The organism is Streptomyces noursei (genome assembly GCF_016917755.1).
GTDB lineage: Bacteria > Actinomycetota > Actinomycetes > Streptomycetales > Streptomycetaceae > Streptomyces > Streptomyces yunnanensis.
Map to the genome: position 1 here is coordinate 4,712,261 of NZ_CP070326.1, position 24,512 is coordinate 4,736,772.

The 24,512-nt window shown below is 70.7% G+C and carries 26 protein-coding genes; 9 read left to right on the top strand and 17 right to left on the bottom strand.

All coding sequences use genetic code 11. From position 1 onward, the window contains the following. Nucleotides 1-69: 69 nt before the first annotated feature. The 5 genes from JNO44_RS20750 to JNO44_RS20770 form a co-directional block, all read right to left on the bottom strand. Nucleotides 70-1,413: a dicarboxylate/amino acid:cation symporter gene (locus JNO44_RS20750; RefSeq protein ID WP_205365618.1), complete on the bottom strand. Its 1,344-nt coding sequence runs from the start codon at nucleotides 1,411-1,413 to the stop codon at nucleotides 70-72. Between the two features lie 429 nt (nucleotides 1,414-1,842). Further along, nucleotides 1,843-2,130: a DUF4229 domain-containing protein gene (locus JNO44_RS20755; RefSeq protein ID WP_073443212.1), complete on the bottom strand. Its 288-nt coding sequence runs from the start codon at nucleotides 2,128-2,130 to the stop codon at nucleotides 1,843-1,845. Between the two features lie 96 nt (nucleotides 2,131-2,226). Further along, nucleotides 2,227-2,751 (bottom strand): GNAT family N-acetyltransferase, encoded by a 525-nt coding sequence (locus tag JNO44_RS20760; protein ID WP_205365619.1) that lies wholly within the window; start codon nucleotides 2,749-2,751, stop codon nucleotides 2,227-2,229. Between the two features lie 43 nt (nucleotides 2,752-2,794). Continuing rightward, the gene (gene mqnE / locus JNO44_RS20765; protein ID WP_205370132.1) at nucleotides 2,795-3,958 is read right to left on the bottom strand and encodes an aminofutalosine synthase MqnE; all 1,164 of its coding nucleotides are present in this window, start codon (nucleotides 3,956-3,958) and stop codon (nucleotides 2,795-2,797) included. A 179-nt stretch (nucleotides 3,959-4,137) separates the two neighbouring features. After that, nucleotides 4,138-4,596, bottom strand: coding sequence for an Lrp/AsnC family transcriptional regulator (locus tag JNO44_RS20770; RefSeq protein ID WP_039635179.1), 459 nt, complete (start codon nucleotides 4,594-4,596; stop codon nucleotides 4,138-4,140). A gap of 125 nt (nucleotides 4,597-4,721) precedes the next feature. Between JNO44_RS20770 and JNO44_RS44470 the strand changes: the two genes are divergently transcribed. Further along, complete coding sequence (locus JNO44_RS44470) at nucleotides 4,722-4,856, top strand: hypothetical protein (RefSeq protein WP_258018457.1); 135 nt, start codon at nucleotides 4,722-4,724, stop codon at nucleotides 4,854-4,856. On the opposite strand, the gene JNO44_RS20775 is transcribed toward JNO44_RS44470, so the two are convergent. Further along, complete coding sequence (locus JNO44_RS20775; RefSeq protein ID WP_039635177.1) at nucleotides 4,853-5,572, bottom strand: UbiX family flavin prenyltransferase; 720 nt, start codon at nucleotides 5,570-5,572, stop codon at nucleotides 4,853-4,855. The two genes, JNO44_RS44470 and JNO44_RS20775, sit on opposite strands and share 4 nt — an antisense overlap. A gap of 110 nt (nucleotides 5,573-5,682) precedes the next feature. Between JNO44_RS20775 and JNO44_RS20780 the strand changes: the two genes are divergently transcribed. Both JNO44_RS20780 and JNO44_RS20785 read left to right on the top strand, forming a co-directional pair. Further along, complete coding sequence (locus JNO44_RS20780; protein WP_205365620.1) at nucleotides 5,683-6,288, top strand: rhomboid family intramembrane serine protease; 606 nt, start codon at nucleotides 5,683-5,685, stop codon at nucleotides 6,286-6,288. 119 nt (nucleotides 6,289-6,407) lie between these two features. After that, a complete protein-coding gene (locus JNO44_RS20785) occupies nucleotides 6,408-6,989 on the top strand; it encodes a DUF4870 domain-containing protein (RefSeq protein WP_205365621.1) in 582 nt (193 codons plus the stop codon). Between the two features lie 43 nt (nucleotides 6,990-7,032). Here JNO44_RS20785 and mqnP read toward each other — a convergent pair whose 3' ends face one another. Both mqnP and JNO44_RS20795 read right to left on the bottom strand, forming a co-directional pair. After that, nucleotides 7,033-7,935: a menaquinone biosynthesis prenyltransferase MqnP gene (gene mqnP / locus JNO44_RS20790; protein WP_205365622.1), complete on the bottom strand. Its 903-nt coding sequence runs from the start codon at nucleotides 7,933-7,935 to the stop codon at nucleotides 7,033-7,035. 73 nt (nucleotides 7,936-8,008) lie between these two features. Then, a complete protein-coding gene (locus JNO44_RS20795; RefSeq protein WP_073442598.1) occupies nucleotides 8,009-9,463 on the bottom strand; it encodes a menaquinone biosynthesis decarboxylase in 1,455 nt (484 codons plus the stop codon). 86 nt (nucleotides 9,464-9,549) lie between these two features. Here JNO44_RS20795 and JNO44_RS20800 point away from each other — a divergent pair, with 86 nt between their 5' ends. The 5 genes from JNO44_RS20800 (at nucleotide 9,550) to JNO44_RS20820 (ending at nucleotide 13,793) form a co-directional block, all read left to right on the top strand. Then, nucleotides 9,550-10,056, top strand: coding sequence for a PLD nuclease N-terminal domain-containing protein (locus JNO44_RS20800; protein WP_205365623.1), 507 nt, complete (start codon nucleotides 9,550-9,552; stop codon nucleotides 10,054-10,056). Nucleotides 10,057-10,124: 68 nt separating this feature from the next. Next, nucleotides 10,125-10,688 carry a nucleoside deaminase gene (locus JNO44_RS20805; RefSeq protein ID WP_205365624.1) on the top strand — a complete coding sequence of 188 codons (564 nt, stop codon included), beginning with the start codon at nucleotides 10,125-10,127 and terminating at the stop codon, nucleotides 10,686-10,688. A gap of 77 nt (nucleotides 10,689-10,765) precedes the next feature. After that, nucleotides 10,766-11,377, top strand: a complete 612-nt coding sequence (locus JNO44_RS20810) for a DUF4291 domain-containing protein (protein ID WP_205365625.1) — start codon at nucleotides 10,766-10,768, stop codon at nucleotides 11,375-11,377. A gap of 99 nt (nucleotides 11,378-11,476) precedes the next feature. Continuing rightward, entirely contained in the window at nucleotides 11,477-12,094 is a 618-nt protein-coding gene (locus JNO44_RS20815) for a lipoprotein (RefSeq protein ID WP_205365626.1), read from the top strand. A 274-nt stretch (nucleotides 12,095-12,368) separates the two neighbouring features. After that, nucleotides 12,369-13,793 carry an alkaline phosphatase family protein gene (locus tag JNO44_RS20820; protein WP_205365627.1) on the top strand — a complete coding sequence of 475 codons (1,425 nt, stop codon included), beginning with the start codon at nucleotides 12,369-12,371 and terminating at the stop codon, nucleotides 13,791-13,793. 121 nt (nucleotides 13,794-13,914) lie between these two features. On the opposite strand, the gene ccsB is transcribed toward JNO44_RS20820, so the two are convergent. The 7 genes from ccsB to hemL form a co-directional block, all read right to left on the bottom strand. Then, nucleotides 13,915-15,000, bottom strand: a complete 1,086-nt coding sequence (gene ccsB, locus JNO44_RS20825) for a c-type cytochrome biogenesis protein CcsB (protein ID WP_205365628.1) — start codon at nucleotides 14,998-15,000, stop codon at nucleotides 13,915-13,917. Next, nucleotides 14,997-16,835, bottom strand: a complete 1,839-nt coding sequence (gene resB, locus JNO44_RS20830) for a cytochrome c biogenesis protein ResB (RefSeq protein WP_205365629.1) — start codon at nucleotides 16,833-16,835, stop codon at nucleotides 14,997-14,999. The genes ccsB and resB overlap by 4 nt, the downstream gene beginning before the upstream one ends. A gap of 3 nt (nucleotides 16,836-16,838) precedes the next feature. Further along, nucleotides 16,839-17,603, bottom strand: coding sequence for a cytochrome c biogenesis CcdA family protein (locus JNO44_RS20835; protein ID WP_205365630.1), 765 nt, complete (start codon nucleotides 17,601-17,603; stop codon nucleotides 16,839-16,841). Nucleotides 17,604-17,607: 4 nt separating this feature from the next. Next, the gene (locus JNO44_RS20840; protein WP_205365631.1) at nucleotides 17,608-18,222 is read right to left on the bottom strand and encodes a TlpA family protein disulfide reductase; all 615 of its coding nucleotides are present in this window, start codon (nucleotides 18,220-18,222) and stop codon (nucleotides 17,608-17,610) included. A gap of 131 nt (nucleotides 18,223-18,353) precedes the next feature. Beyond that, entirely contained in the window at nucleotides 18,354-19,577 is a 1,224-nt protein-coding gene (locus JNO44_RS20845) for a polysaccharide deacetylase family protein (protein WP_205370134.1), read from the bottom strand. A 147-nt stretch (nucleotides 19,578-19,724) separates the two neighbouring features. Next, nucleotides 19,725-20,420: a histidine phosphatase family protein gene (locus tag JNO44_RS20850; RefSeq protein WP_039635150.1), complete on the bottom strand. Its 696-nt coding sequence runs from the start codon at nucleotides 20,418-20,420 to the stop codon at nucleotides 19,725-19,727. Nucleotides 20,421-20,541: 121 nt separating this feature from the next. Next, the gene (gene hemL / locus JNO44_RS20855) at nucleotides 20,542-21,867 is read right to left on the bottom strand and encodes a glutamate-1-semialdehyde 2,1-aminomutase (protein WP_205365632.1); all 1,326 of its coding nucleotides are present in this window, start codon (nucleotides 21,865-21,867) and stop codon (nucleotides 20,542-20,544) included. Between the two features lie 319 nt (nucleotides 21,868-22,186). On the opposite strand from hemL, the gene JNO44_RS20860 reads away from it, so the two are divergent. Further along, nucleotides 22,187-22,780 carry a hypothetical protein gene (locus JNO44_RS20860; RefSeq protein ID WP_205365633.1) on the top strand — a complete coding sequence of 198 codons (594 nt, stop codon included), beginning with the start codon at nucleotides 22,187-22,189 and terminating at the stop codon, nucleotides 22,778-22,780. Nucleotides 22,781-22,861: 81 nt separating this feature from the next. On the opposite strand, the gene JNO44_RS20865 is transcribed toward JNO44_RS20860, so the two are convergent. Together JNO44_RS20865 and JNO44_RS20870 are read right to left on the bottom strand one after the other, a co-directional pair. Then, on the bottom strand, nucleotides 22,862-23,815 hold the full coding sequence (locus JNO44_RS20865; protein WP_275695759.1) for an SDR family NAD(P)-dependent oxidoreductase: 954 nt from the start codon (nucleotides 23,813-23,815) through the stop codon (nucleotides 22,862-22,864). 41 nt (nucleotides 23,816-23,856) lie between these two features. Further along, the gene (locus tag JNO44_RS20870; protein ID WP_205365634.1) at nucleotides 23,857-24,387 is read right to left on the bottom strand and encodes a cupin domain-containing protein; all 531 of its coding nucleotides are present in this window, start codon (nucleotides 24,385-24,387) and stop codon (nucleotides 23,857-23,859) included. Nucleotides 24,388-24,512 lie beyond the last annotated feature (125 nt).

A 24,512-nucleotide genomic window follows, 5' to 3' on the forward strand; every position in this document is an offset into this window, starting at 1 on the left:
GCCCCCGCAGCCTCGTACGGGCTGCGGGGGCGCTGCGGCGCACCAGGGGCGGGGCCCCGGCGGGCGGTGTCAGGCGGCGGCCGGCTCGGCGGCGGCCACCGGCTCCGTCTCGCCGATGCGGATGCTGGTGGCGCCGGCGTAGGCGTCGCGGTCCAGGATCTTCTCCCGGGCGGAGACCAGGATCGGGATGACCGATTGGCCGGCGACGTTGGTGGCGGTCCGCATCATGTCCAGGATCGGGTCGATGGCCATCAGCAGGCCGACGCCCTCCAGGGGCAGGCCCAGCGTCGAGAGGGTCAGGGTCAGCATGACCGTGGCGCCGGTGAGGCCGGCGGTGGCGGCGGAGCCGATGACCGAGACGAAGGCGATCAGGACGTAGTCGGCGATGCTGAGGTGGACGTTGAAGATCTGGGCGATGAAGATCGCGGCGATCGCCGGGTAGATCGAGGCGCAGCCGTCCATCTTGGTCGTCGAGCCGAACGGCACCGCGAAGGAGGCGTACTCCTTGGGCACGCCGAGGCGCTCGGTGACCTTCTGGGTGACCGGCATGGTGCCGACCGAGGAGCGGGAGACGAAGGCCAGCTGGATGGCGGGCCAGGCGCCGCGGAAGAACTGGATCGGGTTGACCTTGGCGACGGTGGAGAGCAGCAGCGGGTAGACGCCGAAGAGGACCAGCGCGCAGCCGACGTAGATGTCGACGGTGAAGGTCGCGTACTTGCCGATGAGGTTCCAGCCGTAGGTGGCGATGGCGTGGCCGATGAGGCCGACGGTGCCGATCGGGGCGAGCCGGATGACCCACCACAGGGCCTTCTGGAGCAGTTCCAGGGCGGCGCGGCTGAGCTTGAGGACCGGTTCGGCCTTCTCGCCGAGCTGCAGCGCGGCGATGCCGGCGACGGCCGCGATGAAGACGATCTGCAGGACGTTGAGCTCGGTGAACGGCGTGATGACGTCGGTGGGGACGATGCCGGTGAGGAAGTCGATCCAGGAGCCGGTGTGCTGGGGGAGCTTGCCGTCCTTGGGCGTCAGACCGGTGCCCGCGCCGGGGTGCGTCAGCAGGCCGATGGCCAGGCCGATCGCCACCGCGATCAGCGAGGTGACCATGAACCACAGCAGGGTGCGGGTGGCCAGCCGGGCGGCGTTGTTGACCTGCCGCAGGTTGGTGATCGAGACCAGGATCGCGAAGAAGACCAGGGGGGCGACGGCCAGCTTCAGCAGCTGGACGAAGAGGTCGCCGATGTGCTCCAGCGTGGAGCCGAGCCAGCCGATGTCACCGCTCTTGGCGACCCAGCCGAGCAGCACGCCGAGGGCGAGGCCGGCCAGGATCTGCACCCAGAACGGGATCTTGGGTATTCGGGAGGTCTTCGGGGTCTGGGGCGCCGCGGCGGGCGCGGGGGTCTGGGCAGACGTGGACAACGGACACACTCCGGGAACGGGAAGACGTGGGACGCGGGGCGTCGGGACGGCGTGAAGTGGCGCCAGGAGGTCCGTACGTACAGGCAGGATCTCCGGCCGCTGGGGACGTGTCAGCGGCGGCAACAGGCCGCGGACATACAGCGGCAAAGATCGACGTGCAGGCGCACCACGAGCGGGACGCTCATGGGGGTCGAGGGCGCAGCTGCGGTCTTCATGACATGCACGTTAACACTTGAACTTTGAGGAACCCAAAGAAAATCTTTGGGTCGGTGTGACGGTCGGCGGGCCGTCGTGAAAACGGCCGGAATACACAAAAGGGCGCCCGTTCCGGGGAGTTGGGACTCCACCGGCCGGGCGCCGGACGAAAAGGGGGCCGGACGGCGCGCCGACGTGACGCGTCTTACAGTCCGGAGGGGCGGCGGGCGGACCTTACAGCCCGTCCTCCATGCTCTGGTTGGCCGCGAGACGCTCCTTCTGGCGGTCCACCCTGGCCACGATCTGCTCGGACATCGCGTCCCGCTGCTTGCGCAGCAGCACGAAGCTGAGCGGCGCGGAGATCACGATGGCGAGGAGGAGCATCCAGATGGCGTTGGAGCTGCCGACGCCGAGGGGGATGATCCGGAAGTACGCCAGCATCCACACCACGGCGAAGCAGGCGGCGAACAGGCCGATGCGAAGGGCGGTGTAGCGGAGCGTGGCGAACTTGGGGCTACTCACGGTCGGGACCTTCTTCTCAACGGCAACCGAAAGGGTCTCCGTCCAGTCAAGCACAGGACCCTGGGCGATCTTCCGGACCCCCGGCACGAGGCGGCTTCAGACCAGGTCCAGCCACATCGTGACGTCGTCCCGGAAGTCGTCCTCGGCGAGCTTGATCGCGCGGGGGGCGCGGCCGATCTCGCGATAGCCGCAGGCTTCGTAGAAGCGGCGCAGGCCGGTGCCGCCGCGGCAGGTGAGGCGGAGGCCGACGATGCCGTCGATGCCGCGGGCGGCGTCGGAGACCGCGGCCATCAGGGCGCGGCCGACGCCGCGGCCCTGGAGCGAGGGGTGGACCATCACCGTGTAGACCCACAGCCAGTGGGTGTACATGCGGTGCCAGTTGAGGGTGAGGAACGCGGTGGCCACGATCCGGCCGTCGGCGTCCCGGCCGACGAGCAGCCGCTCGCGGCCCTCGGCGAGCGCCGCGAGGTGACGGACGAGGTCGGGGCGGACGTCCGCGGAGGTCACCGGCGGGACGAAGCCGACCGCGCCGCCCGCGTTGGAGACGTCCGCCCACAACGCGCAGATCCCGTCCCGGACTTCCGGGGTGACGGCAGGGTCCAGCTCGAAGCGCGCGCTCATGGAGCGGACCCTACCGGGGGCCCCGGAAGGGGCGAGGTCGTCGTCAGACCCGCATCGGCTGCGGGGCCTCGCGGCGCTCCGGGTCCGGGCCCGGGTACTCGCGGATGGTCTCGTAGCGGGTGTTGCGCTCGACGGGGCGGAAGCCGGCGTCGCGGATCAGCTCCAGCAGGTCGTCGCGGGTGAGCTTGTTCGGTGTGCCGTAGTTGTCGGCGTCGTGCGTGATCTTGTACTCGACGACCGAGCCGTCCATGTCGTCCGCGCCGTGCTGCAGGGCGAGCTGGGCGGTCTGCACGCCGTGCATCACCCAGAAGACCTTGACGTGCGGGATGTTGTCGAAGAGGAGCCGGGAGACGGCGAAGGTCTTCAGGGCCTCGGCGCCGCTGGCCATCGTGGTCCGCGCCTGGAGCTTGTTGCGGACCTTGCCGTCCTGCATGTCCACGAAGTCGTGCTGGTACCGCAGCGGGATGAAGACCTGGAAGCCGCCGGTCTCGTCCTGGAGCTCGCGGAGCCGCAGGACGTGGTCGACGCGGTGGCGGGGCTCCTCGATGTGCCCGTAGAGCATGGTGCAGGGGGTCTTCAGGCCCTTTTCGTGGGCGAGGCGGTGGATCCGCGACCAGTCTTCCCAGTGGGTCCGGTGGTCGACGATGTGCTGCCGGACCTCCCAGTCGAAGATCTCGGCGCCGCCGCCGGTCAGCGACTCCAGGCCGGCGTCGATCAGCTCGTCGAGGATCTCGGAGGCGGACAGGCCGGAGATGGTCTCGAAGTGGTGGATCTCGGTGGCGGTGAACGCCTTGAGCGAGACGTTCGGCAGCGCCTTCTTCAACTCCCGCAGCGAGCGCGGGTAGTAGCGCCATGGCAGGGTCGGGTGCAGGCCGTTGACGATGTGCAGCTCGGTGAGGTTGTCGTTCTCCATCGCCTTGGCGAGGCGGACGGCCTCCTCGATGCGCATCGTGTACGCATCCTTCTCGCCCGGCTTGCGCTGGAACGAGCAGTACGCGCAGGACGCGGTGCACACGTTCGTCATGTTGAGGTGACGGTTGACGTTGAAGTGGACCGCGTCGCCGTTCTTGCGGGTCCGCACCTCGTGGGCCAGGCCACCCAGCCACGCCAGGTCGTCGGACTCGTAGAGGGCGATTCCGTCCTCGCGGGTCAGCCGTTCGCCGGCGTGGACCTTGGCCTCCAGCTCGCGCTTGAGGCCGGCATCCATCGACGCAGCCATCGGGTCGCCTCCCACCATCTCTGTCTGTCACCGGCCGTTTCACGTGAAACGCTGGCCGTTTCGTGCGAAAAACGGGCTTCGCCGAGCCTACTCCCCCGGTTTCACGGCGGACGGCGGCCCCTTGGGAGTGGGCCCGGGCCGCCGTCCGCCGTCGGTGTCCACCGGGCTCAGTCGACCTCGTCCGGAAGCTCGCCGACGCGGTTCTCCCACTTGGTGGAGAGCACGATCGTGGTCCGCGTACGGGAGACGCCCTTGGTACCGGACAGCCGCCGGATGGTGCGCTCCAGTCCGTCCACGTCACCGACCCGCACCTTGAGCATGTACGAGTCGTCGCCGGCGATGAACCAGCAGTCCTCGATCTCTTCGAGGTCCTTCAGTCGGCGGGCGACGTCCTCGTGGTCGGCCGCGTCCGACAGGGAGATGCCGACCAGGGCGGTGACGCCGAGTCCGAGCGAGGCGGCGTTGACCGTCGCGCGGTAACCGGTGATCACTCCGGCCGCTTCGAGGCGGTTGATCCGGTCCGTGACGCTGGGGCCGGAGAGGCCGACGAGGCGGCCGAGCTCCGCGTAGGAGGCCCTGCCGTTCTCACGAAGTGCCTGAATGAGCTGCCTATCCACCGCGTCCATGCCCTCAAGCCTTCCAATCTTTCCGCGTTTCTGCGTTCTACATGTAGAATCTAAGGCATACAGGGCCCTAGTCCTGTGATTCATTTAGAACGATCAAGGACGATCTTTCAACAGGAGTTGTCACCGTGTACTCGATCGAGATGGCCTACGCCCGCATGCGTGAGCTGCAGGACCAGGCCAATCGTTCACGTGCCGCCCAGCAGACCGCCACCCCGCGGGCGCGGCGCCGCCTGGGCCGCGCCGCCGCCAAGAAGCGCTAACGAGCCTTCGGGGCCTCCCCTTTGGAGCCGCCCCCCAGCTCCCCTTCCCACCGCCGGTACAGCCCGTGCGGCACCTGAGCCGCATCGAGCACCCGGCCCGCGACGAAGTCCACCAGATCCTGGATGTGCGTCGCACCCGCGTAGAACGCCGGAGAGGCGGGCAGCACCACGGCGCCCGCCTCGTCCAGCGCCACCAGATGCTTCAGCGTCGGCCCGTTCAGCGGGGTCTCCCGCACCGCGACGACCAGCGGCCGCCGCTCCTTGAGCGTCACGCTCGCCACCCGCTGGAGCAGGTCCTTCGACAGTCCCAGCGCCACCCCGGCCACACACGCCGTGCTCGCCGGGACGATCAACATCCCCTGCACCGGATACGAACCCGACGACGGACCCGCCGCCAGATCCCCGGCCGGCCAGTACCGGACCGCGTCCAGCGCCCGCTCGGTCACCGGGAAGGTGTCCGGCTTGCCGTCCGCACCGCGCGCCAGCCACTCCCGCAGGTCCTCGCGCCAGTGCGCGTCCCGGAAGGCGATACCGGTCTCGTCCAGCAGGGTCAGCCGCGACGCCCGACTGACGATGAGGTCCACCGCCTCCCCGGCCGCGAGCAACCCGCGCACCACGGATGCGGCGTACGGCGTCCCGGACGCGCCGGAGATCCCCACGACCCATGGTCGGCGGCCGGGGTCCTGCTTGCTGGTGTCGTTGTGCGGCGGCTCCACGGATCGAGCCTATCCGGCGGAACCACCGGGGCCGTCATGACCGTTACTACCTGTGCGCCGGTACGACGCCGGGGACGCGACCGGACACGTCGAGGACGAGGGGGCGGGAGATGACACCGCGTACCGCACGGGCCAGGCCCGCGCTCGTGCTGATGCTGGGCTGGGTGGCGCTGCTGTGGGTCCTGGAGGGCCTCGACACCGTCACCGGCAACGCCCTCGACGCCTTCGGCATCCAGCCCCGCGATCCGGCCGAGCTGGTCGATGTGATCCCCGCCGCCTTCATCCACTTCGGCTTCGGCCATCTGGCGGCCAACACCCTCCCGCTGCTGGTGCTCGGCTTCGTCGCCGCGCTGCGCAGCGGCATCCGCCGGTTCCTCGGCGCGGCACTGCTGATCATCGTCGTCAGCGGACTGGGCGTCTGGTTGACGGCCGCCCCGCACAGCAACACCGCGGGCGCCTCCGGAGTGGTCTTCGGACTCTTCGGCTATCTGCTGGTCCGCGGTTTCATCGAGCGCAAGCTGCTGGACGTCGGGATCGGCGTGACGGTCGGGCTGATCTACGGCTCGATCCTGTGGGGCGCGCTGCCCACCACCAGCGGGATCAGCTGGCAGGGCCATCTGTTCGGGCTGGTCGGCGGGGTGCTGGCGGCGTTCGTGCTGCGCGAGCGGGGGCGGGCGGTGCGGCCGGCCGGCGCCGTTGTCGGACCCGTCCCGTAATCTCGGAAGCCGGGTCGCGGAGCGCGCTCCGGGCCGGGACCGGGGGGTCGGGAGGCCCGGCGTCCGCGGCCGGCGCCGCGGCGCGGCCAGACAGCGACACGACGACGGGGGAGTGCACGATGTCCGACCACCACCAGCCGGGATACGGCCCGCCCGCGGGTTGGCAGCAGCCCACTCCCCCGCCCGGCGGCTACGGCTATCCGGGTGCGCCCGGATACGGCTACCCCACCGGCCCCGGCTACGGCCTCCAGCCGCCGCCCTCGCCCTCGACGAGCCCGGCGATGTGGGCCCACCTCGGCGCCCTGCTGACCATCACCGCCGGCTCGATGCTCTGCGGGCTGGGCGGCTTCCTGGGCTGGATAGGCCCGCTCTCCCTGCGGGGCAACGCCCGCCACAAGCACGACCCGTACGTCCGCCACCACGCCACCCAGGCGCTGAACTTCGGCCTCACCCAGGCCATCGTCGCGGCGCTCGGCCTGGTTCTCTACCTTGGCAGCGCGGTCATCTTCGCGGCGGCCGACGACAGCGGGCGGAGCGATCCCCCGCCGGGGCTAGCCGTGCCGCTGCTGACCATCATGGTGATGATGGCGGCCTACGCCGTGTCCGGAATGGTCTGCGCCATCATCGGCACGGTCAAGGCGACCAAGGGCGAACTGTGGCACTACCCGCGGCTGATCGCCTGGCCGATGAGCAAGGTCTGACCGGCCGGGCGACGCACCGCCGCGATGTCAGCACTCCAGGGCGTCAGGGCGTCAGGCCGCGGACGAACAGGTCCAGCAGCGCACAGACGAACAGCGCGATCCCGATGAAGCTGTTGACCTGGAAGAACGCCCGGTTGAGCCGCGAGGTGTCGTGCGGGCGCACGATCGCGTGCTCGTAGCAGAAGGCCACCGCCACGATCACCAGCCCGACCCAGAAGAAGACACCGGCGCCGATGGCGACGCCGTACCACGCCAGCAGCGCGGTGGTGACGACGTGGCACCAGCGGGCGCCCCAGAGCGCGCCCGGCACACCGAAGCGGGCCGGCACGGACATCACGCCGTTCGTCCGGTCCGCCTCGACGTCCTGGCAGGCGTAGATCAGGTCGAAGCCGCCGATCCAGATGCCGACCGCGAGACCGAGGATCACCGGCTCCCAGGACCACTCGCCGGTGATCGCGATCCAGGCGCCGACCGGGGCCATCGCCTGGGCCAACCCGAGGATCGCGTGCGGGAAGTTGGTGAAGCGCTTGCCGTAGGGGTAGACCACCATCGGGACGACGGCGACCGGCGCCAGCGCCAGACACAGCGGGTTGAGCAGCGCGGCCGCGCCCAGGAAGACCACCACCGCGACCAGCGCGCCGGTCCAGGCGGACCGGACCGACACCGCGCCGGTGACCAGCTCGCGCCCGGCCGTGCGCGGGTTACGGGCGTCGATCTCCCGGTCGATGATGCGGTTGACGGCCATCGCGAAGGTGCGCAGGCCGACCATGGCGACGGTGACGAGCAGCAGTCGGATCCAGTGGACGTTCCGGTCCAGCTGGTGCATCGCGGTGAAGGCCGCGATGTAGGCGAAGGGCAGCGCGAAGACCGAGTGCTCGATGACGACGAGCCTCAGGAAGGCCCGGGTCCTGCCCGGCTGCGGTACCGCGGCGGCGGATGCACTCATGCGGAAACCTCACTGCGCTCGGCCCGGCACGCGCGCGGCACGCACCTGTTGATCGTCGGCTCGCCAGGCTCGCTCACAGCCCGTACTCCTTCCAGCGGCGGTCGACCAGCGCCGCGGTCCTCGGGTCCGACTCGACCATGTCCGGCCAGCCCCCGTCGCGGGTGTAGCCCTCCTCGGGCCACTTCCGGGTGGCGTCGATGCCCGCCTTGCCGCCCCAGAACTGCTGGTAGGAGGCGTGGTCGAGGTGGTCGACGGGGCCCTCGACGACGGTCAGGTCGCGGGCGTAGTCGGTGTTGCCGAGCGCCCGCCAGGAGACCTCGTGGAGGTCATGCACGTCGCAGTCCGCGTCGACCACCACGATCAGCTTGGTCAGCGACATCATGTGGGCGCCCCAGATGGCGTGCATGACCTTCTGGGCGTGCTTGGGGTACTTCTTGTCGATCGAGACGATCGCGCAGTTGTGGAAGCCGCCCGACTCGGGGAGGTGGTAGTCCACGATGTCCGGGACGATGATCTTCAGGAGCGGGAGGAAGAACCGCTCGGTGGCCCGGCCCAACGGCCCGTCCTCGGTGGGCGGACGGCCCACGACGATCGACTGGAGCAGCGGGCGGCGCCGCATCGTCACGCAGTCGATCTTCAGCGCGGGGAACGGCTCCTGCGGCGTGTAGAAGCCGGTGTGGTCGCCGAACGGGCCCTCCGGCAGCATCTCGCCGGGCTCCAACCAGCCCTCGATGACGACCTCGGCATGGGCCGGGACCTGGAGCGGGACGGTCTTGCAGTCCACCATCTCGATCCGCTTGCCCTGGAGGAAGCCGGCGAAGAGGTACTCGTCGATGTCGCCGGGGAGCGGCGCGGTCGAGGCGTAGGTCACCGCCGGCGGGCAGCCGAAGGCGATCGCGACCGGCAGCCGCTCGCCGCGCCTGGCGGCGACCTGGTAGTGGTTGCGGCTGTCCTTGTGGATCTGCCAGTGCATCCCGATGGTGCGCTTGTCGTGACGCTGGAGGCGGTAGAGGCCGAGGTTGCGGACGCCGGTCTCGGGGTGCTTGGTGTGGGTCAGGCCGAGGTTGAAGAAGGAACCGCCGTCCTTCGGCCAGGTGAACAGCGCCGGCAGCTGCTCCAGATCGACGTCGTCGCCGGTGAGCACGACCTCCTGGACGGGGGCGTCGCCCTTGAGCTTCTTCGGCGGGACGTGCGTCATGTTCGCGAGCTTGCCGAACGCCTCGCGGACGCCGACGAAGCCGTGCGGGAGCTCGGGCTTGAGGAGCCCGCCGATCTTCTCGCTGATCTCCTCGTACGCCTTGAGCCCGAGGGCCTTCAGGAGTCGGCGGTCGGTGCCGTAGACGTTCATGGCCAGCGGCATCGACGAGCCCTTGACGTTCTCGAAGAGCAGCGCCGGCCCGCCGGCCTTCTGCACCCGGTCCACGATCTCGCCGACCTCCAGGTACGGATCGACCTCGGCCTTGATGCGCGTCAGGTCGCCCTCGCGCTCCAGGGCCCGCAGCAGGGAGCGAAGATCGTCGTAAGCCATGCGTTCCAGTATCCGGTACGCACTACCCTGTACGGGTCACGGGGCCCCGTCGCGGGCCCGTCCACAGCGCAGGGGGACCGTCCGCAATGCTCAGGTATCTGCCGTTCCTGTTGGTGCTGGCACTGTGGATCTACGCGTTCATCGACTGCATCAACACCCCCGAGTCGCAGGTCCGCGGCCTGCCCAAGGTGGTGTGGGTGCTGATCATCCTGCTGTTCGGCGAGGTGCTGATCGGGCCGATCGCCTGGCTGGTGGCCGGCAAGGAACGGCACCGGGTCGCGGGCGGCGGGGGCAGCACGCCCTCGGAGTGGCACCGCCATCACAGCACCACGACGTGGGTGGCGCCGGACGACAATCCGGAGTTCCTGCGGTCCCTGCGCGAGGAGAACAAGAAGGACGAGGCGCTGCTGAAGGACTGGGAGGCCGACCTGCGGCGCCGCGAGGAGGAGCTGCGGCGCAAGGAGGCCGGGTCCGCCGACGGCACGACCGGGACGGACGGCACGACCGGCGCGACCGGCTCCGACGGCGGCGACGGGACGCCCGGCAAGAGCGGCCGGAAGGGCCCCGAGGACACCCCGCCCGCCACGTCCTGAGCACCCCTCACAACCGTCCGGCCCAGCCCGCGTTGCCGTGGCCCGGCCCGGCGGGGAAAGTGACCGGCATGGACCAGGCACCGGATCAGGACCGGACACGGCAGTGGGGGCAGGACCGCGACTCCGTCCGCCGCTACGGCGGCGTCGACGGTCATGGCGACCCGTCCGGCCACCCCGACCACGTCCAGGAGCAGGCCCGGACCATGCTCGCCACCGCCGTCGCCGAGGCGCGGGCCGGGCTGGCCGAGGGCGGCGTCCCCGTCGGGGCGGCGCTCTACGGCCCGGACGGGACGCTGCTCGGGCGCGGCCACAACCGCCGCGTCCAGGACGGCGACCCATCGCTGCACGCCGAGGTCGCGGCGTTCCGGGCGGCCGGGCGGCAGCGCGACTACCGCGGCACCACGATGGTCACCACGCTCTCGCCGTGCTGGCTGTGCAGCGGGCTGGTCCGCCAGTTCGGCATCTCCCGGGTCGTCATCGGCGAGGCCCGGACGTTCCACGGCGGCCACGACTGGCTGGCCCGGCACGGCGTGCGGATCGTGCTGCTGGACGATCCCGGCTGCGCGGCGATGATGCGCGACTTCATCGGGGAGCACCCGGAGCTGTGGCAGGAGGACATCGGCGTGGTCTGAGGCCGGGCCCGGCCGGGCCCGCCTTCGGCCGGTAATCCGGTGGCCCGCGGCGTGCGGGCTCGGCAGGATGAGCCGGCATGAGCACCGGCACCACCACCGCCCGTGAGCCGTCCTGCCGCATCCGGGCGCTGCACACCGCGGACACCGTCACCGTCTACCAGGCGTACGCGCCGTCCCTGGGCCTGCCCGCCGCGCGGGACGGCCGGTTCCCCGCCGCCTGGAAGCGCGACCGGATGACGTGGATCAAGCCGTCGTTCCTGTGGATGATGTACCGCTGCGGCTGGGCCACCAAGGCCGATCAGGAGACGGTGCTGGCCGTCGAGATCACCCGCGAGGGCTTCGACCGGGCGCTGGACCATGCGTGCCTGTCGCACTACGTCCCCGGGCTCCACCCGGACCGCGCCGCCTGGCAGCGCGAGCTGCGCCGTTCGCCGGCCCGGGTCCAGTGGGACCCCGAGCGCGATCTGCGTCTGAAGCCGCTCGGCCACCGCTCCCTCCAGCTCGGCCTGTCCGGCGAGATGTCCCGGGCGTACGCGGACGAGTGGACCGTGGCGATCCGCGACGTGACGCCGCTGGCCCGGAAAGTCCACGCGCTGGTGCGCGGGGGCGAGGACCGGGCCGCGCGGGCGCTGCTCCCCGACGAGCGGCCGTATCCCGCGCCGGAGGCCGCCCTGGCGCGTCTGCGGTGACCGGCCTGCGTCCCCGGCCCCCCTTGATCCGCTTGCCGGGCGTCCGCTACCGTTCGCCGTTTCCCGCAGTACCAAGAGAAGGCAAAACAGGGGGTTCTGATGCGGAGACGGCTACGCGGGGTCCGGGGCCTGCTGGGCGCGGTGCTGCTGGCGGGGACGGTGGCCGGGTGCGGGAGCGGCGCCGCGTCGGACGGCGGCGGGGGCGCTTCGGACGGCGGCGGGGTCGTGTCGGTCGGCGCCCAGGGGTCGGGCTGTGCGCTGCCGATGACCTTCGAGGCGGAGAAGCGGTGGACGCGGAAGTCGGTCATGCCGACGTACCAGCCCTCGAAGTCCCCGCCGTTCTCCGTCGTGTGCGAGATCGACGCGGGGGGCGGGAAGAAGGGCACCCCGCCGCTCACCGTCTACCTCGCGGACCGGCCGCTCGACGGCGGCCCGAAGCAGATGATGGCCGCCTTCCGGGGCGAGGGCATGGCCAACTACGGCGAGTACCAGAGCGAGGAGCAGGTCAAGGAGACCACGGTCGGGTTCAGTTCCGCCGTGGAAGTGACGTACCGGCTGAGCCCTCCGGACGACCAGAAGCCCTGGAAGGTCACGCTCCTCCTGGTGCTGACACCCAAGGGGCCCATGGTGTTGGAGGTGCGGGGACCCGGCGACCAGGGGCCCGCCCTGAAGGCGTACCAGCGCGCCAGGTCCACCATGCAGCAGGTGCACACCTGACACCCGCCGCCGCCCCTGCCCGGCACACGGGGGAACTCCGTGCGTAAGCCGCGTGTCCCCGTCAATCGTCACAAAGGCGTAGTCGGGGTGGTGCACGAGCGGTCGGGCGCTGCTTCACGTGGCGTATGAGGCGTATGGCCGGTCGGCCAACTCTGGTCTGTTCATAGCCATTTGACGCAGCGTTCAGCAACCTCCCCCTGCCTCGGAAACTGCCCCGCCGCCACAGTCGGGACGGCCCACCGAGGGCTTACGCGACTCAGGGAGAGTGGGATTCATGCCGGACATGACCCGACGCAGACTCCTCGGCTCGGCGGCCGGGGCGATCGGCGGTACCGCCGCGCTGTCGTTGCTGCCACCCAACGTCCAGAAGGCCGTTGCCGCCGGCCCCCCGCGTCACGGCTCACTGCGCGACATCGAACACGTGGTCCTGCTGATGCAGGAGAACCGTTCTTTCGATCACTACTTCGGAACGCTGCGCGGCGTCCGCGGCTTCAACGACCCGGGCGCGCTCACCCTCTCCACCGGCCGGTCCGTCTTCTACCAGCCGGACCCCGAGAACCCCGACGGCTACCTGCTCCCGTTCCGCCTCGACACCCACACCTCCAGCGCCCAGGCCATCCCGTCCACCAGTCACGCCTGGTCGGTCCAGCACGAGGCGTGGAACGGCGGCAAGATGGACCGCTGGCTGCCCGCGCACCGCAAGGCGGACGGCGTGAACGGGCCGTACGTGATGGGCTACCACACCCGCGAGGACATCCCCTTCCAGTTCGCCCTCGCCGAGGCGTTCACCCTCTGCGACAACTACTTCTGCTCGGTCTTCGGGCCGACCTGGCCCAACCGGCTGTACTGGATGACCGGCACCCTCGACCCGGGCGGCACCCACGGCGGCCCGGTCCTGAACAACACCGCCCCGAAGCCGTACCGCTGGACGACGTACGCGGAGCGGCTTCAGGCGGCCGGCGTCAGCTGGAAGGTGTACCAGGAGGAGGACGACTACGGCTGCAACCTGCTGGAGCAGTTCCAGACCTTCCGGGACGCCAAGCCGGGCAGCCCGCTGTACGAGAAAGGGGTGCGGCCCGGGCCGGCCGGCGCCTTCGAGGAGGACGCCCGCAAGGACCGGCTGCCGGCGGTCTCCTGGATCATCCCCACCAGCTACCAGTCGGAGCACCCGGACTACCTGCCGGCCGCCGGCGCCGACTTCGTGGCCAAGAAGATCGAGGCGATCGCCTCGAACCCCAAGGTGTGGGCCAAGACCGCCTTCATCCTGAACTACGACGAGAACGACGGCCTCTTCGACCATGTGCCGCCGCCGATGCCGCCGGCGGGGACCAAGGACGAGTTCGTCCGCGGCCTGCCGATCGGGGGCGGGTTCCGGGTCCCCTGCTTGATCGTTTCTCCTTGGACGGTGGGCGGCTGGGCGGCCGGCGACGCCTTCGACCACACCTCGGTGCTGCAGTTCCTGGAGCGGTTCACGGGCGTGACGGAGCCCAACATCAGCGACTGGCGGCGGGCCACCTTCGGCGATCTGACCTCGGCGTTCGGCTTCGGTTCGGCGCACCACCCGCCGCGGCTGCCGCGGGACACCGCCGAGAAGCTGGCCGAGGCGCAGTGGGAGGTGGCGCACCTGCCCAAGCCGACGCTGCCGGGCAAGGACCAGAAGCCGCCGCGGCAGGAGCGCGGCCGGCGCAAGCGGCGCTGAGGCGGGGGCGCGGCTCCCGTAGGGGCGGCGCGGCTCCTGTACACACGACGGTGCCGTACGGACCGGCCCTCGATGAGGGGCCGGGTCCGTACGGCACCGGTGTGTCGCGGTTCGGGCGGGCTCAGACGCCGGCGTAGGAGTGCAGGCCGGTGACGAAGATGTTCACGCCGTAGTAGTTGAAGAGGTAGCAGGCGAAGGCGATCAGCCCCAGCCAGGCCGCCTTGCGGCCCTTCCAGCCGACGGTGGCGCGGGCGTGCAGGTAGCAGGCGTAGGCGACCCAGGTGATGAAGGACCAGACCTCCTTGGGGTCCCAGCCCCAGTAGCGGCCCCAGGCGGCCTCGGCCCAGATGGCGCCCGCGATGATGGTGAACGTCCACAGCGGGAAGACGGTGGCGTTGATGCGGTAGGCGAACTTGTCGAGCGAGGCGGCCGAGGGCAGCCGCTCCAGCACCGAGGTGGCGAAGTTGCCGGGCTGCGGGCCGTCCGGGTCGGCGAGCTTGTCCTCGTAGCGGTCGCGGAAGAGGAAGAGCAGGGTGGCGACCGCACCGAGGTAGAGCACCGCGCCGGAGAGGATCGCGCAGGAGACGTGGATCCACAGCCAGTACGAGTGCAGCGCGGGCACCAGCTGGTCGCTGGCGGTGTACAGCACGCTGACGGCCAGGCCCAGGGTGAGCAGGACGGTGGTGACCAGCGGCAGGCCGATCCAGCGGACGTTCTTCTTCAGGAGCAGCAGGACCAGGTAGGCGCCCACCGCGACCCCGGCGAAGGTCGTGGAGAACTCGTACATGTTGCCCCAGGGGGCGCGCTGCACGGACAGGGCGCGGGTGACGATGCCGCCGACGTGCAGCGCCCAGGCCAGGACGGACAGCGAGATCGCGATCCGGCCGTAGAGGTCGCCCTTCTCGGTGCCGCCGTGGGCGCCGGGGCCGTCGGGGACGTCACGGCTGCCGGTCACGGACCGGGTGACGACCTTGGGGCGCTCCAGGACGGCGGTGCTGCCCTTCTGCCTGGTCTGGACGGGGGCCGCGGCGGGGGCGGTGACCTCGGTGGTCAGGGCGGCGGCGGTCCGGCCGACCTTGCTGCGGCTGCCGAACACCCACTCGGCCATGTGGGCGACGAAGGCCAGGGTGTAGATGGCCATCGCCGAATAGACCAGCACATTGCTGTAGTGAGCCAGTGTCTCGTTGGCTGCGGCAGCGAGATTCACGTGCGCGCTCCTTCGGAGGGATCAGCAGGATCGGCAGAGTCGGTCGGCTCCGTCGGGTCTTCGGCGGACGCGGCGGGTTCGTCCCCGGTGTCCGGTGCGGCGGCGGCCAGCGGGGCGCTGGGCGTCAACTCATCGGCGAGGGCGGCGAGTTCCTCCGCCACCCGGGCCGACTCGCTGCGGCCGAGGCCGGCCATCTCGACGACGGTGACGCCGCCGTCGGCACCGTTCTCGCCGGATCGCTCCGCGCGGACCCAGACCCGGCGCCGCTGGATGAACAGCGAGGCGGCGAGGCCGAGCAGGGCGGCGACCGCGCCGGTCAGCGCGAGGCCGTTGCCGGGCTGGTGGGTGATCTTGAAACTGGCCCAGGTCTTGATGCCCTCGAAGGTGATGGAGCCGTCCCCGTCGGGGAGCTTCATCGTGGACTCGGCCTCGATCTCCTGGGGCGTCAGCTTGGCGCCGGAGTGACCGAGCATCTTCGCCGCCCGGTCCTTGGGCAGCAGCATCTTCTTGAAGAAGTCGCCGCTGGCGTCCTTGTACTGCTTCAGGCGCTTGGTGTCGAGCTGGTAGACGTTCTGCGGCAGGCCGGAGTCCATGCCGAGGTCGCCGTGCCAGGCGTTCACCGACAGGACGGGGAAGTCCGGGGCGGGGAACTGGGAGAACATCGACCCGGAGTTCTTGCCGCCGAAGGTCGGGACGAACAGCGCCTGGAAGCCGAGCTGGTTGCGCTCGCCGTCCTTGGACTGCGCGCCGGGGACCTTCACCACGCCGGAGGAGGTGAAGTTCTTGGGGTCCTGCGGGAGGAACGGCACCGCGCCGTGGTACACGACCTTGCCGCGGCCGTCCTTGACGGTGACGACCGGTGCGTAGCCGTGGGAGAGCAGGTAGACCTTGTTGCCGGCGATGTCGAGCGGGGTGTTCACCTCGATCGACTTCTTGTGCTCGGTGCCGTCCGCGCCGGTGAAGTAGGTGATGTTGGCGCGGAAGGTGCGGGGGGTGCCCTTCTGCGGGCCGGTCCGTTCGTAGGTCGCGTCGAACGAGTCCATGGTGAAGCCGAACGGCTCCATGGTGTCGGTGTCGAAGAACGGGCCGGAGGAGAAGTCGTCGTACTGGGTCAGGCTGTTGGAGAAGCCGTCGCCCTCGGTGACCAGCTTGCCGCCCTCGGACTTCCACAGGCTGCCGACAGCGAACGCCACCAGCATCACGATCAGCGCGACGTGGAAGAGGAGGTTGCCGGCCTCGCGCAGATAGCCCTTCTCGGAGGCGACCGCGGTGCCCTCCCGGCGGATCCGGAAGCGCCGCTTCTTGAGCATCCGCTCGGCGGCGTCCAGGACCTGCTCGGGCGCCGCCCCGGTGCGCCAGGTGGTGTACGCGGGCAGCCGGGTGAGCCGGCGGGGGGCGGCCGGCGGGCGGCCGCGGAGCTGCCCGACGAACTGCCAGGCGCGCGGCACGATGCAGCCGATCAGCGAGATGAACAGCAGCAGGTAGATCGCGGAGAACCAGACCGAGCTGTAGACGTGGAACATCCCCAGCTTGTCGTAGATCTCGCCGAGGGTCGCGTGCTTGCCCTTGAACTCGTCGACCTTGACCGGGTCGATGCTGGTCTGCGGGATCAGCGAGCCGGGGATCGCGCCGATGGACAGCAGGAAGAGCAGCAGCAGCGCCACCCGCATGGAGGTCAGCTGGCGCCAGAACCAGCGCGCCCAGCCGATCGGCCCGAGCGAGGGGAGGGTGATGTCCTCCTTGGGCGCGGTGGAGAGCTGGGATCCGGCGATGCCGAGATCACCGCCCTGGTCGGCGGCGTCCGGCTCGTCCGTGGTGTCGGTCTTGGTGGACATCAATCAGATCCCAACGGTGATGCTTTGCGTCCAGCTCTGTAGCTGGGACATCAGGATGTCCCAGACGCCTGTGAGGAGGAGGACGCCGAGGGCGATCATCATGCCGCCGCCGGCCCTCATCACCCAGACGTAGTGCCGCTTGACCCAGCCGAAGGCGCCCAGCACCCGGCGGAAGGCGAGCGCCACCGCGATGAACGGCAGCCCCAGGCCCAGGCAGTACGCCACGGTGAGCAGCGCGCCGCGGCCGGCGCTGGCGTCGTAGAAGGAGAGGGTGTTGACGGCGGTGAGGGTGGGGCCGAGGCAGGGCGTCCAGCCGACGCCGAAGAGCACACCGAGCACCGGCGCGCCGGCCAGCCCCATCGCGGGCTTCTTGTGGAACCGCAGTTCGCGCTGGCCGAACCGCTTCAGGACGCCGGCGAAGGCCAGCCCGAGCAGGATCATCAGCACGCCCAGGACGCGCGCGATGACGTCCTTGTAGTCCTGGAGGGTCTTGCCGAAGAAGCCGAAGAGGGCGCCGCCGGAGACGAAGACGGCGGTGAAGCCGAGGACGAAGAGGAAGGCGCCGGCCAGCATCCGGCCGCGCCGGGCGTCGGCGAGGTCGGAGCCGGTGACGCCGGTCACGTACGACATGTAGCCGGGGACGAGGGGCAGCACGCAGGGCGAGAAGAACGAGACCAGGCCGGCCACGAGGGCGACGGGGACGGCCGCGATCAGGGCCCCGGTGAGGATGGTCTGGTTCTCCGCGGCGTTGGCGGCGAGCGTGATCACGCGATCACTTCTCGGCGATCAGCGGGTCGACCATCTTGCGCAGGTCGTCCTCGGCAAGCGGGCCGATCGACCGTGCGGCGATCCGGCCCTGCCGGTCGATGGCGATCGTGGAGGGGATGGACTGCGGGTTGAGGCTGCCCTTGGGGAAGCGCAGCATCAGCTTGCCGGTGGGGTCGTACAGGCTCGGATAGGGCACCTTGTGCTCTTCCTCGAACTGGACGGCCTGCGACTTCTCGGCGTCGCGGGTGTTGATCCCGACGAACTGGACGCCCTTGTCCTTGACCTCGTTCGCGACCTTGGCGAAGTTGGGGGCCTCGGCGATGCAGGGGCCGCACCACGATCCCCAGACGTTGACGATGACGACCTTGCCCTTGTAGTCGGCCACGTCCAGCTTCTTGCCGGTGGTGGTCTCCCCGGACAGGGCGGGGGCCGGCTGCCGGTCGGCGGGCTTGACGGTGTCGACGCCGTTCTTGCCCTGGACGAACCGGGTCTGCGCCGAGCCGCCGGAGGCACCGTCGCCGCAGGCGCTCAGCGTCAGCGAGGCGGCCGCCGCTCCCGCGGCGAACAGGGCGAGACGGCGGCGACCGGTGAGGCGGCGGGGGGCGCGGCTGTCACTCATGTGAAAAGTTTCGCATGGGCCATTTGCGGATCTTCCGCGCCCCCCTCGCCCCGTCGCGCCCCGGGCAAAGGGGCATGTCAGACCCTACGGAACGACAGCTTCCGGCGCGTTGTGCGGACTTGCGGGCCGGGTCAGACCTCGGCGAGGTAGCTCTTCCAGCCGCCGGCCGGCCGCTGGCCGACGCCCATCCCCTGGAGCTTGCGGACGACCCGGGGGTCCTGGGCGTCGATCCAGTCGGTGAACTGGCGGAAGGAGACCAGCCGGACGTCCTTGTTCCGCTCGTTGGCGATGTGCTTGAGCGCTTCCTCGACGGCGTCCATGTAGATGCCGCCGTTCCACTGCTCGAAGTGGTTGCCGATGAAGAACGGCGCGCGGTTGGTCTCGTAGGCCCGACGGAATCCGGAGATGTAGGCGTCGGCAGCCTGCTTGCGCCAGCCCGGGTAGTTGGCCGGCGGCGCCTTGGTGGAGTTCTTGGACTGGTTGGCCAGGATGTTGTAGTCCATCGAGAGCACCTCGAAGGAGTGGCCGGGGAAAGGTATCTGCTGGAGCGGGAAGTCCCATATGCCCTGCTTCTTCCGGGGCCAGACCTGGAGACCGCCGGGCGAGCTGGCGTCGTAGCGCCACCCCAGCTTCCGGGCGGTGGGCAGCAGGTTCTCCTGGCCGAGCAGGCAGGGCGTCCGGGCGCCGACCAGTTCCTTGCGGTAGTCGAAGGGCAGCGGTTCGGCGTCGTCGAATCCGGTGTTCGTGCGCCACTTCGTGACGAAGGCCATGGCCTGGTCTATCTCGGACTGCCACTGCGCGGGCGTCCAGTGCTTGACGGAGGTCCGGGCGTCGCCACAGAAGTGGCCGTTGAAGTGGGTCCCTATCTCGTGCCCGTCGAGCCACGCCTGGCGGACATTGCCGAGCGTCTCCCGTATGTGGTCGTTGTTGAGGTAGCCGATGGCGGAGGCGCCGGGCTTGTTGTTCGGCGGGAGGTAGAGGTGCTTCTTGTCCTCGGGCAGGAGGTAGAGCCCGGAGAGGAAGAAGGTCATGGCCGCGCCGTGGTCCTTGGCGAGCTTGCGGAACCGGGGGAAGAGGCCGTTTCCGACCTCTCCCGCCCCGTCCCACGAGAAGATCACGAACTGCGGCGGGGTCTGCCCCGGCTCCAGCCGCTCGGGCGCGCCGGGCTGGTTCGGCTGCTTGCCGTAGTCCGCGGTCGAGCCGTCGCCGATGAGCTTGGGGCGGGCCGGCGCCGCGTTCTTGACCCGCTGCCCCTCCGCGTCGCCCTGCCCCGAGGCGGAGCACCCGGCGACACCCAGTGCGGCGGCTGCCCCCACGCCCATCCCCAGCAGACTCCGCCGACTGATCGCGCCCATAGCGTCGTTCCCCATCCGTGCTCAACGAACCCGATATCCATATAAACGGACACCTTTGTAGAGGGCATGTCGGACGGTGAGGTTCCGCGTTATTCGCTCATACTTTCCGTTTCCGGAAAATTTGACATTCCGCCATGTAACGGCTTTTCAGGCCCCGAAAGCCTTGGACTTCCCCTTCGCGGGTTTGGCGCCGGCCAGCAGGTGGGAGGGAACCAGGTCGCGCGCCGGCTCGCTGTACCCCACCGAGATGATCTTGTCACCGTGGAAGGTGAACGACGTCAGCGAGGCCAGCGTGCACTGCCGCTTGCGCGGGTCGTGCCACAGCCGGCGCCGCTCGGCGAAGCTGCGCACGATCCAGATCGGCAGCTGGTGGCTGACCGCCACCGCCTCGTGCCCGCGGGCCGCGTCCCGGGCCGCGCCGAGCGCCGCCATCATCCGGACCACCTGCTCGATGTACGGCTCGCCCCACGAGGGCCGGAACGGATTGGTCAGGTACTTCCAGTTGCCCGGCTTCTTCAGCGCGCCGTCGCCCACCCCGAAGGTCTTGCCCTCGAAGACGTTGGCCGCCTCGATCAGCCGCTCGTCGGTGGCGATCGCCAGGCCGTGCGCCCCGGCGATCGGCGACGCGGTCTCCTGCGCGCGCTCCAGCGGCGAGGCCACCACATGCGTGATGTCCCGCTCCGCGAGGTGCTCGGCGACCCGGTCGGCCATCTTCCGACCCAGGTCGGAGAGGTGGTACCCGGGCCGGCGACCGTAGAGCACGCCCTCGGGGTTGTGCACCTCGCCGTGCCGCATCAGGTGCACGACGGTGATCTCGTCGCCGTTCTTCTCGCCGCTGCTCATGTCGCCCGTCTTCCGCTCCGTAGCGCTCGTGGCCTGGGTGCCGCTCATGCCGTGAGCTCGCTTCGCTCGCCCTCGCATTCGCGAGGCGCGCACCTCCTGATGATTCGTCCGCTGCGCTCGCTCATGCGGTCGCCTCGGCCGCGGCCCGGGCGGCGGCCGGCAGTGCGGCGGCGATCCGCTCGACGGCCGCGGTGTCGTGCGCGGTGGAGACGAACCAGGACTCGAACGCGGACGGCGGGAGGTAGACGCCCTGCGCCAGCATCGAGTGGAAGAAGGCGGTGAAGCGGAACGACTCCTGCGTCTTCGCCGTCTCGTAGTCCTTCACCGCGGCGTCCGTGAAGAACACCGAGAACATGTTCCCGGCGACCTGGAGCCGGTGCGCCACACCCTCCTTGGCGAGCGCCTCGGTGACCAGCCCGCGGACCTCGGCGGAGACCGCGTCGACCTTCTCGTAGGCGGCGTCGTCCAGCAGCCGCAGCTGCGCGACGCCGGCGGCGGTGGCGATCGGGTTCCCCGACAGGGTGCCCGCCTGGTACACCGGCCCGGCCGGGGCGAGGTGCGCCATGACGTCCGCCCGGCCACCGAAGGCCGCGGCCGGGAAGCCGCCACCCATCACCTTGCCGAAGGTCATCAGGTCCGGGCGGACCCCGTCGATGCCGTACCAACCGGCCTTGCTGACCCGGAAGCCGGTCATGACCTCGTCGGAGATGTACAGCGCGCCGTTCTCGGCACAGAGGTCGGCGAGCCCCTGGTTGAAGCCCGGCAGCGGCGGGACGACGCCCATGTTGCCCGGCGACGCCTCGGTGATCAGACAGGCGATCTCGCCCTCGTGCGCGGCGAACGCGGCACGGACGGCGGCCAGGTCGTTGTAGGGCAGCACGATGGTGTCGCCGGCCTGCGCACCGGTCACCCCGGGGGTGTCCGGCAGCCCGAACGTCGCCACACCCGAACCGGCCGCGGCCAGCAGCGCGTCCACGTGCCCGTGGTAGCAGCCGGCGAACTTGATCACCTTGGCCCGGCCGGTGAAGCCGCGCGCCAGCCGGATCGCCGACATCGTCGCCTCGGTGCCGGACGACACCAGGCGCACCTGCTCGACCGGGGCGATCCGCGCCACGATCTCCTCGGCCAGCTCGACCTCGCCGGCACCGGGCGTCCCGAAGGACGTCCCGCGGGCGACCGTCTCCTGGACCGCGGCGATCACCTCGGGGTGCGCGTGGCCGAGGATCATCGGCCCCCACGAGCACACCAGGTCGACATACTCCCGGCCATCGGCATCAGTGAGGTATGGACCGGTACCGGACACCATGAACCGGGGCGTACCGCCCACGGCCCGGAACGCCCGCACCGGAGAATTCACGCCGCCCGGCGTCACCACGGACGCGCGGTCGAACAGCGACTGCGAAACAGGGGCTTCATACGGAAAAGACACTGTGATCCTGACCTGCATATACGGGGGAGGAGGGCGGCGGCGCGCGGACACGGCCCGGCTGACTGCGGTACGGGAATCGCCCCGCGGACCACCCGGCCCGGCACGCGATTCCGCTTCATTCCCTCTTGGTTTCTTTTTTCGTTCCTCTCGCTCTCGACCGGGCGTCAGCCCCCGCGCGTCTGCGAAACTGGGGCGTCGTACGAGTAAGTCACGCAAGCAATGGTCTCAGAGGCGCACGGGGGCGTGCGGCCGGGCGTTTCACGCGCCGGCAACGGGGGAGGTCTCTGAGACGATGATCGGGTTGCGCGGCTGGGGCTGCGAGTGGTCGGGTGGAGATATGCATCGCGGTGGCGAACTGGGCGAGGGAACCAATGACCGGGGTCCCGAGCGCGCCCAGCGCGGCCGTCACCGGCGCGAGGGCGCCGAGAACGTCAGCGACGACCCTCCCAAGAGCACCGAGAGCATTACGGGCGGGGAAACCAGGGGCGGTCGCATGGGGGTGACGTACAAATACTTCGGCGCACCCAATGGCGCCACGGCTGCCCGGGTCCCGATCTCGATGCGTCCCGAGGAACTCGGCGGTGACGAGCTCGGCATGGGCGGCATGTTCACCAAGATCAAGCCGGAGACCATGGCCGCCATGGTCCTCACCGGTATAGAGGGCATACCGCTGCACAAGGTCCCCCCGCTGGAACTGGTCGTCCTCCACCCCGACTACGCCGTCGTGAAGCTCCCCATGACCGTGGTCGACCCGCTGCGCGGCGTCGGGGAGGAGTCCGTCGGCGCGGCCGCCTTCATCTGGTCCACCGTCCCCGACCGGGGCGGCCCGCGCGACGCCTTCAGCGTCTACCAGCTCCTCCACGAGTGGCAGGACTTCTCCCACCGGCTCCACGAGGCGGGCCACCAGGCGTACTGCCTGGTGTGGCCGTAGCGAAGCCGACCGCTCCGGCCTGGGCGGAGCAGCGCCGCGGGCCGACGCCGGGTCGCGGGCCCACCCACCCTGCGGGTCGGCTCACCATGTCGGCCGGGCCGAGACGCCGCCGTCCACGACGAGATCGTGGCCGGTGATCCACGAGGCCATCGGCGAGGCGAGGAAGACACAGGCGTCGCCGACGTCCTCCGGGCGCCCCAACCGCCCGGTGGGGGCCGCCTGTTGCCAGCGGCGCACCCCCTCGGGCCAGTCGTCGGCCAGGCCCGGCCGGGCGATCAATCCCGGCGAGACGCTGTTGACGCGGATCCCGTACGGCCCGTACTCCAGCGCCGCGGACCGGGCGTGCATCACCACCGCCGCCTTGGCCGCGCAGTAGTGGGCGTGCCGTGGCGCCGGGCGGTCCGCCTCGATCGAGGCGATATGGGTCACCGATCCGCCGCCGGACCCGCGCATCACCGCCGCCGCGGCCTGGGTGCAGGCGAAGACGCTGTGCACGTCGGGGTCGGCGACGGCCCGCCAATCGGCCAGCGACATCCCGGCCAGTTCCTGGGTGGGCTGCACGCCCGCGTTGTTGACCAGCGCGGTCAGCCGCCCCCGCCAGCCGGCCGCCTCCGCGACCAGCCGATGGCACTCCTCCTCCACGGCCAGATCGGCACGCAGCGCGAGCGCGTTCCGCCCGCTCCGCCCGATCTCGTCGACCAGCGCCCGCGCGGCCTCGCTCCCCGTGCGGTAGTGCACCACCACCTCCGCCCCGGCCGCGGCGAACCGCACCGCGATCCCCCGACCGATCCCGCCCGACGCCCCGGTGACGAGCACGACGTGACCGGTGAGGTCGGGGAGGGCGGGGGCGGTCCCGTCCGTGCGGTCCGTGCGGTCCGCGGGGCCTGCCCGGTCCCCGGTGTCCGCGCGGTCGGTGGGGGCTGCCCGGTCGACCGGGGCTGCCGCCCCGTGTACGGGGGCCGTACCCGACGGCCCGGTTGGGGGGCCGGTCCGGCCGAATCGGCCCTGCGCGCCGGCCCGTTCGGAAGTACCCACCGCTCCCCCGGCGTTCGGCTCAAGAGGGGTCCGCACCACTGTCATGCCCGGCTCAGCGCCCCGATCCGCACCGCCTCCTGGGGGAACCGCGCGGCCAGCGCCCCCGCCTCCCCGTGCTCGTAGTCCGCGAAGGTGAAGCCGGGTGCCATCGTGCAGCCGAAGAGCGTCCAGGACCCGCCGGCGGCGACCTCGGCGGCCATCCAGGTGCCGGCCGGCACCGTGAACTGCACGCGCTGCCCACCCAGGACATCCGGGCCGAGAACGACCGTACGGGCCGCGCCGCCGGCACCGCCCGCGTCGCCGGCCTCGGAGAGCAGGAGCAGGGCGAGCGGATCACCCCCGTAGAAGTGCCAGATCTCGTCGGTCGGCAGCCGGTGCAGCGCGGCGTAGACGCCCGGCTCGGCGGTCAGCAGCATCACGATCGCCGACCCCTCCGGCCGCCCGTCCGGCCGCGGCGGCCCCGCCCACGTACGCCGGTACCAGCCGCCTTCACGGGGCATCCGGGTCAGCCCGTAGAGCGCGATCAGCTCCTGCGGGAGCCGGTCGTGGGGCATCGCGGGGTGCTCGTCCATCCGTCTGGCCGCCTTCCGCTCGTCCACCGTGCCGAGAGGGTGATCGCCGGTCCACCGGTCCACCGGCCGCCGGCCCGTGGCCGGTTGCCGCCTCACCCTAGGGGCGACGGGGGCACAGGACGGGG

Coding starts and splice junctions, on each gene's coding strand:
- JNO44_RS20870 (WP_205365634.1), bottom strand. CDS start 24,387: ATGGACGAGCACCCCGCGATGCCCCACGACCGGCTCCCGCAGGAGCTG.
- JNO44_RS20810 (WP_205365625.1), top strand. CDS start 10,766: ATGAGCACCGGCACCACCACCGCCCGTGAGCCGTCCTGCCGCATCCGG.
- JNO44_RS20850 (WP_039635150.1), bottom strand. CDS start 20,420: ATGAGCAGCGGCGAGAAGAACGGCGACGAGATCACCGTCGTGCACCTG.
- resB (WP_205365629.1), bottom strand. CDS start 16,835: ATGTCCACCAAGACCGACACCACGGACGAGCCGGACGCCGCCGACCAG.
- JNO44_RS20795 (WP_073442598.1), bottom strand. CDS start 9,463: ATGGCTTACGACGATCTTCGCTCCCTGCTGCGGGCCCTGGAGCGCGAG.
- JNO44_RS20845 (WP_205370134.1), bottom strand. CDS start 19,577: ATGGGCGCGATCAGTCGGCGGAGTCTGCTGGGGATGGGCGTGGGGGCA.
- JNO44_RS20860 (WP_205365633.1), top strand. CDS start 22,187: ATGCATCGCGGTGGCGAACTGGGCGAGGGAACCAATGACCGGGGTCCC.
- hemL (WP_205365632.1), bottom strand. CDS start 21,867: ATGCAGGTCAGGATCACAGTGTCTTTTCCGTATGAAGCCCCTGTTTCG.
- JNO44_RS20760 (WP_205365619.1), bottom strand. CDS start 2,751: ATGAGCGCGCGCTTCGAGCTGGACCCTGCCGTCACCCCGGAAGTCCGG.
- JNO44_RS20820 (WP_205365627.1), top strand. CDS start 12,369: ATGCCGGACATGACCCGACGCAGACTCCTCGGCTCGGCGGCCGGGGCG.
- JNO44_RS20780 (WP_205365620.1), top strand. CDS start 5,683: ATGACACCGCGTACCGCACGGGCCAGGCCCGCGCTCGTGCTGATGCTG.
- JNO44_RS20805 (WP_205365624.1), top strand. CDS start 10,125: ATGGACCAGGCACCGGATCAGGACCGGACACGGCAGTGGGGGCAGGAC.
- JNO44_RS20785 (WP_205365621.1), top strand. CDS start 6,408: ATGTCCGACCACCACCAGCCGGGATACGGCCCGCCCGCGGGTTGGCAG.
- JNO44_RS20840 (WP_205365631.1), bottom strand. CDS start 18,222: ATGAGTGACAGCCGCGCCCCCCGCCGCCTCACCGGTCGCCGCCGTCTC.
- JNO44_RS20815 (WP_205365626.1), top strand. CDS start 11,477: ATGCGGAGACGGCTACGCGGGGTCCGGGGCCTGCTGGGCGCGGTGCTG.
- mqnE (WP_205370132.1), bottom strand. CDS start 3,958: ATGGATGCCGGCCTCAAGCGCGAGCTGGAGGCCAAGGTCCACGCCGGC.
- mqnP (WP_205365622.1), bottom strand. CDS start 7,935: ATGAGTGCATCCGCCGCCGCGGTACCGCAGCCGGGCAGGACCCGGGCC.
- JNO44_RS20800 (WP_205365623.1), top strand. CDS start 9,550: ATGCTCAGGTATCTGCCGTTCCTGTTGGTGCTGGCACTGTGGATCTAC.
- JNO44_RS20770 (WP_039635179.1), bottom strand. CDS start 4,596: ATGGACGCGGTGGATAGGCAGCTCATTCAGGCACTTCGTGAGAACGGC.